Below are 6,696 nucleotides of genomic sequence, written 5' to 3' on the forward strand. Positions count from 1 at the left end.
ACGGCTACCGGCTGCGGCGGCTCTTCTTGCGCGGCGGCGGGAGCAGCCCCTCCGCGCGCAGCCGGGCCGCGTGCTCGGCCAGCGCCTCGACCAGCGGGCCGACCTGCGCCACCTCGGGCTGCACGTCCACCCGCAGCCCGAACTCCACCGCGGTCTCGGCCGTCTTGGGGCCGATGCAGGCGACGATGGTGCGCGCGTGTGGCTTGCCCGCGATGCCGACCAGGTTCCGCACGGTGGAGGACGAGGTGAAGAGCACCGCGTCGAAGCCGCCGGTCTTGATCATCTCGCGGGTCTCGGCGGGCGGCGGGGAGGCCCGCACGGTGCGGTAGGCGGTGACGTCGTCGATCTCCCAGCCGCGGTCGCGCAGCCCCTCGGCCAGCGTTTCGGTGGCGATGTCGGCCCGGGGAAGCAGCACCCGGTTCACCGGGTCGAAGACGTCGTCGTACGGCGGGAAGTCGGCGAGCAGCCCCTCGGAGGACTGCTCCCCGCTCGGCACCAGCTCCGGGTTGATGCCGAAGGCGCGCACCCGGTCCGCGGTGGCCTCGCCGACGCAGGCGATCTTGACCCCGGAGAAGGCGCGGGCGTCCAGCCCGAACTCGGCGAACTTCTCCCACACCGCGCGCACCGCGTTGGTCGAGGTGAAGACCACCCACTGGTAGCGGCCGTCGACCAGCCCCTTGACCGCGCGCTCCATCTGCGCGGGGCTGCGCGGCGGCTCCACCGCGATGGTGGGCACCTCGGCCGGGATGGCGCCGTGCGTGACCAGCCGCTCGCTCATCTCGGCGGCCTGGTCCTTGGTGCGCGGCACCAGCACGGTCCAGCCGTACAGCGCGCGCGACTCCCACCAGGACATCTTGGACCGGCTGGAGACCACCTTGCCGATGGTCAGCACCAGCGGCCCGACCAGCTCGGAGGCGGCGCTGTTCAGCGTGGCCAGCGTGGCCTCGATGGTGCGCTGCTGGCGGGTGGTGCCGCGCACGGTCACCGCGACCGGGGTCTGCGGGGCCATGCCGTGCTCGACCAGCGCGCTCGCCGTCTCGGCCAGGTGGCCGGAGGTGGCGTGCAGCACCAGCGGGCCGGGCGCGGCGGCCAGCGCCGCCCAGTCGACCTCGCCGCGCACGTCGGCCTCGGTGTGCCCGGAGCCGAGCGCGATGCCCGCGTAGCTGGGCACCGCGGAGCCGTTCGGCAGCCCGGGCAGCACCTCGAAGGCGACGTGCGAGCGGGTGACGGCGGTGACCTCGGCGATCACCGAGTCGGTGGTCAGCGGGTCGCCCGCGACCACGCGCACCACGTCGGAGCCCGCCTTGGCCTCGGCGATCAGGGTCTTGGCGACCTCGGCGGGCTCGCCGAGCGCGGGCCGCACGTCGACCGGGCGCTCGCCGTCCTCGCCCTCCGGCACCGCGGTCCCGATGAGCGCGAGCACGCCCTTGTCCACATCGGGGTCGGTGAAGGCGAGCGTGGCCCGGCCGAGGACCTCGCGGGCGCGCACGGTGAGCAGCGCCGGATCACCGGGGCCGGAGCCGACGAACAGGATGCGCCCGGGTTGCTTCTTGGTGGATCGGCTCATCGGGTGTTCTCCATCGGACTGGGGTGGGTGACGTCAGGGGCGGACGGCGGGGCCGTCCGCGGGGTGGGGTCGCCGTCCCCCGCGGCGATCTCCGGGCGCGCCGCTCCGGCGGCCCCGAGCAGTTCGCGTGCGCCCAGGTCGAGCAGTTCCCTGGCGAGCGCTCTGCCGAGCTCCTCCGCCCGCTCCGGCGCGCCGACGATCGAGGCGCGGACCACGTCCGACCCGTCGATCGCGGCGGCGCACCCGCGCAGCGAGAGCTCTTCGACGATGCGGCCGTCGTCGTCGAGCGACTCGACAACCTCGGCCAGTGCGCCGACCGGTGCGGTGCAGCCCGCCTCCAGCTCGGCGAGCAACCCGCGCTCGGCGACGACCGCGGCGTGCGACGCCGGGTCGTCCAGACCGCGGAGGATCTCGATCAGCTCGGTGTCCTCGACCCGGCATTCGACCGCCAGCGCGCCCTGCGCGGGCGCGGGCAGCATCTGCACCGGCTCCAGCGACTCGGTGACCGCGTCGGTCCGCTCGATCCGGACCAGCCCGGCCCTGGCGACCACGACCGCGTCCAGCTCGCCCTCGCTGACCCTGCGCAACCGGGAGTCCAGGTTGCCGCGCAGCGGCACGATCTCCAGCCCGAGCCCGAGCGCGAGCAGCTGGGCCGCCCGGCGCGGCGCCGAGGTCCCGACCCGCGACCCCGCGGGCAGCTCGCCGAGGACCAGGCCGTCCCTGGCGACCAGCGCGTCCCTCGGGTCGGCGCGCGGGGGAACCGCGGCGATCACGAAGCGCGGATCCTGCGCGGTGGGCAGGTCCTTGTAGGAGTGCACCGCGATGTCAACGGCGCCGGAGCCCAGCTCGTCGCGGAGCGCCGTGGTGAAGACCCCGACGCCGATCTCCTGCACCGGCGCCTGGGAGAGGTCACCGGCGGTCTTGACCACCACCAGCTCGGCGGGCTGCCCGGCCGCGACCAGCGCGTCCCGCACCGTGCCCGCCTGGGTCAGCGCGAGCAGGCTGCCCCTGGTCCCGATGCGCCACGGCGCGCGGGCACCCGCGCCGCTCACGTCGCCCTCTTCGTGCACCATGGTCATCAGGAAAGCCCCTGTTCGTCGCCGCGGTGGCCCGCGGTGAAGTCGTCGGCAAGGCCGGCGGGCAGCTCCCCGCCGAGCGCGGTCACCTCCATGGGCGCCGCGACGGCCTGTGCCGCTCCCGGTTTGAGTTCGAACAATTCGCGCAGCGCCTCGGCGTAGCTGTCGCCGCCCGGCGTCGAGGCCAGCTGCTTGACCCGCACCGTCGGCGCGTGCAGCAGCTTGTCGACCACCCGGCGCACCGTCCGCGCGACCTCGTCGCGCTCCGGGTTCGCCAGCCCTGGCAGCCGGGAGTCCAGCCGCAGCAGCTCCGCCTCGACCACCTCGGCGGCGCGCTGCCGCAGCGCGGCGACGGTCGGCGTCACCTCGGCCATCCGCTGCCCGGCCAGGTACTTGGCCAGCTCGTCGGCGACGATGCCGCGCGCGGCGGTGGTGTCGTCGGCGGCGGCGCCCGCGGCCGGGTCGTGCTGCAGCGTCTCGATGTCGATCACCGAGACGCCGGGCAGCCCGGCGACGGCGTGCTCGACGTCGCGCGGCAGCCCGAGGTCGCAGAAGACCAGCGGCCGCTCCGCGGATTCCCGCCCGGCCAGCGCGCGGTGCACGTCGGCCAGCGTCACCACCGCGCCGATCGCCCCGGTACAGGTGACCACGACGTCCGCGGCGGCCATCGCCTCCGGCAGCCGGGAGAACTCGATGCCTTCGGCCTCGATGCCGTAGCCGCGGGCGATCTCGGCCAGCCGCTGCGCCCGGCCGAGCGTCCGGTTCACCACCACGATCCGCTCGATCCCGGCGCGCGCCAGGTGCGCGACCGCGAGGCCGCCCATGGCGCCCGCGCCGACCACCACCGCGGTCCGGCCGCCCAGCGTGCCGACGATCTCCTGCGCGCGGTCCAGCGACACCGAGACCACCGAGGCGCCCGCCCGGTCGATACCGGTCTCCGAGTGCACCCGCTTGCCCACCCGCAGCGCGTGCTGGGCCAGCTCGTGCATGGTCCGGCCGACCGCCTGCTGGGCGTCGGCGGAGGCGTAGGCGCCGCGGATCTGGCCGAGCACCTGCTGCTCGCCGACGACCATCGAGTCCAGCCCGCTGGCCACCGCGAAGAGGTGCTCGGCGGCGGCCTCGCTGTAGCGCACGTAGGCGTGCTTGGTGAGCTCGGTCATCGGCAGCCCGGAGTGCCTGGTCAGCAGCTCGCCGACCTCGGCGAGGCCGCCGTGGAAGGCGTCGACCACCGCGTAGACCTCGACCCGGTTGCAGGTCGAGAGGATCATCGCCTCGGCGACGTGGCTGGAGGCCAGCAGCCGGTCCACCAGCTTGGGGCGGTCGGTGTCGGTGATGGCCACCTTCTCCAGCACCGCCACCGGGGCGCTGCGGTGTGAGATACCGACGAGAAGAACGCTCATGGTGTTACCACCGATCCCTTGCTGCTTGGCTCCGTTGCCGAATGGGATGAAGAATTTCGGGTCCGCCCGCTGCCTCGATTGGCGGCTCCGCCGCCGCGAGCACCGGGCGCCCGGCGCGCGATCCGCCCGGAGACGGCGTGCGCGACCTCGGGCAGCGGGGCGTTGCGGGCCGTCTCGAAGGAGAGCATCTGCATCTCGACCGCGAGGTCGACCCGGCGGATCTCCACCGTGTCCGGGGCGTGCAGCTCGCAGGGCGCGAAGCTGAGGATGGCGTGCAGCCCGGCGGCGACCAGCCGGTCGCAGACCACCTGGGCCGCGTCGTCCGGCACCGCGATCACCGCGATGGTCGGGGCCAGCGCGCCGACCTGGTCGGCGAGGTGCGCCACATCGGCGACGGTGAGCCCCGCGACCTCGGCGCCGACCAGCCGCGGGTCGCTGTCGAAGATCCCGACCACGCTGAACCCGCGGCGCCGGAACCCGCCGTAGCCGACCAGGGCGCGGCCGAGGTTGCCCGCCCCGACCAGCACCACCCGGTGGCCCTCCGCGAGCCCGAGCACATCCTCGATCCTGGCGCGCAGCTTGCCGACGTCGTAGCCGACGCCGCGGACGCCGTTCGGGCCGAGGAAGGAGAGATCCTTGCGCAGCTTCGCGGAATTGACACCCGCCGCGACAGCCAGTTCCTCACTCGATACGATGGCAACACCCTCGTCGGCGATCCCGGCGAGAACGCGGAGGTACGTCGCCAGCCGGGCGACCGTCGCCTGCGGAATGTCTTTCCTGCCGTCACCCGGTCTGGAGCCGTCGGGCCCGCGCAGAGCCCCGCCGGAGACGCCACCGGGCGTCTCGTGCTGCTCTGTCACGTTCGTCGGCTCCTCGTTCCGGCCCGGCGGTCCGGCTTGCGTCGCTCGACCGCTGGGGCTGCGGCTCCCGGTTTCGCCCGGGTGTGCCGTCGGGAGGCGGGTCGATTCGAGATGGTGTCGGGGTGCGCCCGGGGCTTCGGCGCGCGGCAGCGCGGCTCGGCGTGCGGGGTGCTGTCACCACCGTAACCGCTTGTGAACGCCTGCACAAAGTCGGTGAACCGGGCCTCATTCCGCTCCGGCAAACCACCGGCGAGCGAAACCCCGGCGAACCGGGCCGGAGTCAGCGGCTCAGCTCGGCGCGCAGCCGCACCTCGTCGACCTCGAAATACGAGTGCTCCCGGCCGTCGAGCAGCACCACAGGCAGGCGATCTCCGTACTCCGCGCGCAGTTCCGGGTCGGTGGCCGCGGCGGCGTCGACATCGACGGTGTCCGGGGTCAACCCGTAGTCGGCACAGATTTCGCGCAGGTGTTCGAGTGCCGTAGCACACAGCCCGCAGCCGGTACGTGTCAGCAAAGTCACCGAACGAGAGGGTCCGCTCATGGTCATCATCAAATCACCGCGCGGCGCGGCCTGCCCGGCGCACCGGGTCGCGGGAATCCGTCGGCTCCGGCGGTTAGTGTGGGATGTGGTTCGCGCGAACGGGCGGAGGTAGTCGGTGCCGGAACGATCGAGGATGGCTAGGGGCGGCTTCATCGCGGGCCGGTTCGGCGAGTTCCCGGTGCGGTGGAGCGTGGGCTCGTTCGGCCAGGGCCTGCAGGATCAGCTCGCGCGCATCTCGCGCAGCCCGTTCGGGCCGAGCGAGGAGGAGGTCAGGGCGAACCTCGCGGGCGAGGCGAGCGCCGACGCCGCGCTCACCCTGCACGAGTCCGAACTCGCCGACGGCGTCGACATCGGCACGCCCGAGGTCCCCCGCGACCTGACCGCGGCCGCCTTCTTCGACGTCGACAACACCATGGTGCAGGGCGCCTCCATCGTGCACTTCGCCCGCGGCCTCGCCGCCCGCAAGTACTTCAAGACCTCGGACCTGGTGGATGTGGCCTGGAAGCAGGTCAAGTTCCGGGTGACCGGCAAAGAGAACAGCATGGACATGGCGAGCGGCCGGGAGAAGGCGCTCGCCTTCATCGCGGGCCGCCCCACCGCCGAGCTCGCCATGCTCGGCGAGGAGATCTACGACGAGATCATCGCCGACAAGATCTGGCCGGGCACCCGCGCGCTCGCGCAGATGCACCTGGACGCCGGGCAGCAGGTCTGGCTCGTCACCGCGACCCCGGTCGAGCTGGCCCAGGTGATCGCCAAGCGCCTCGGCCTCACCGGCGCGCTCGGCACCGTCGCCGAGAGCGTCGACGGCACCTTCACCGGCCGCCTCGTCGGCGACGTCCTGCACGGCCTCGGCAAGGCACACGCCGTCCGCGCGCTCGCCATCCGCGAGGGGCTCAACCTCAAGCGCTGCACGGCGTACTCCGACAGCCACAACGACGTCCCGATGCTCTCCCTGGTCGGCACCTCGGTAGCGATCAACCCCGACTCCGACCTCCGCGAGGTCGCCCGCAACCGAGGCTGGGAGATCCGCGACTTCCGCACCGGCCGCAAGGCGGCCAAGATCGGCGTCCCCACCGCGCTGGCGCTGGGCGCCGCGGGTGGGGCCGTCGCCGCGGCGGTCACCCACCGCAAGAACAACTAACCCGGCGCGCACCTCCCGGCCCCGTCGGGGGCGAGTCTTACGAGCCCCGTTCGCCGCCCGTCCCGTTGTTCAGCGCTCGAAGTGCATGCGCCGAAGGCGCGAGTCTCGAGC

Annotated in this window: 6 protein-coding genes; 1 reads left to right on the top strand and 5 read right to left on the bottom strand. The window is 73.6% G+C overall.

Annotated elements, in window-relative coordinates; genetic code table 11:
- Window positions 1-4: 4 nt before the first annotated feature.
- The 5 genes from ACFUUZ_RS02875 to ACFUUZ_RS02895 all read right to left on the bottom strand — a co-directional run bounded on the left by ACFUUZ_RS02875 (window position 5) and on the right by ACFUUZ_RS02895 (window position 5,444).
- Window positions 5-1,567: a uroporphyrinogen-III synthase gene (locus ACFUUZ_RS02875; RefSeq protein WP_378691890.1), complete on the bottom strand. Its 1,563-nt coding sequence runs from the start codon at window positions 1,565-1,567 to the stop codon at window positions 5-7.
- Window positions 1,564-2,646 (bottom strand): hydroxymethylbilane synthase, encoded by a 1,083-nt coding sequence (gene hemC, locus ACFUUZ_RS02880; RefSeq protein WP_378691893.1) that lies wholly within the window; start codon window positions 2,644-2,646, stop codon window positions 1,564-1,566. Before hemC ends, ACFUUZ_RS02875 begins: the two co-directional genes overlap by 4 nt.
- Window positions 2,646-4,043 (bottom strand): glutamyl-tRNA reductase, encoded by a 1,398-nt coding sequence (locus ACFUUZ_RS02885; RefSeq protein ID WP_378691895.1) that lies wholly within the window; start codon window positions 4,041-4,043, stop codon window positions 2,646-2,648. The genes hemC and ACFUUZ_RS02885 overlap by 1 nt, the downstream gene beginning before the upstream one ends.
- A complete protein-coding gene (locus tag ACFUUZ_RS02890) occupies window positions 4,040-4,903 on the bottom strand; it encodes a redox-sensing transcriptional repressor Rex (RefSeq protein ID WP_378691897.1) in 864 nt (287 codons plus the stop codon). The genes ACFUUZ_RS02885 and ACFUUZ_RS02890 overlap by 4 nt, the downstream gene beginning before the upstream one ends.
- Window positions 4,904-5,183: 280 nt before the next feature.
- The gene (locus ACFUUZ_RS02895; RefSeq protein WP_378691912.1) at window positions 5,184-5,444 is read right to left on the bottom strand and encodes a glutaredoxin family protein; all 261 of its coding nucleotides are present in this window, start codon (window positions 5,442-5,444) and stop codon (window positions 5,184-5,186) included.
- Window positions 5,445-5,577: 133 nt separating this feature from the next.
- Here ACFUUZ_RS02895 and ACFUUZ_RS02900 point away from each other — a divergent pair, with 133 nt between their 5' ends.
- Window positions 5,578-6,585, top strand: coding sequence for an HAD family hydrolase (locus ACFUUZ_RS02900; RefSeq protein ID WP_378691899.1), 1,008 nt, complete (start codon window positions 5,578-5,580; stop codon window positions 6,583-6,585).
- The last annotated feature ends 111 nt before the right edge of the window (window positions 6,586-6,696 follow it).

This window comes from Nocardia sp. NPDC057353 (assembly GCF_042667085.1).
In the GTDB taxonomy this organism is placed as follows: Bacteria; Actinomycetota; Actinomycetes; order Mycobacteriales; family Mycobacteriaceae; genus Nocardia.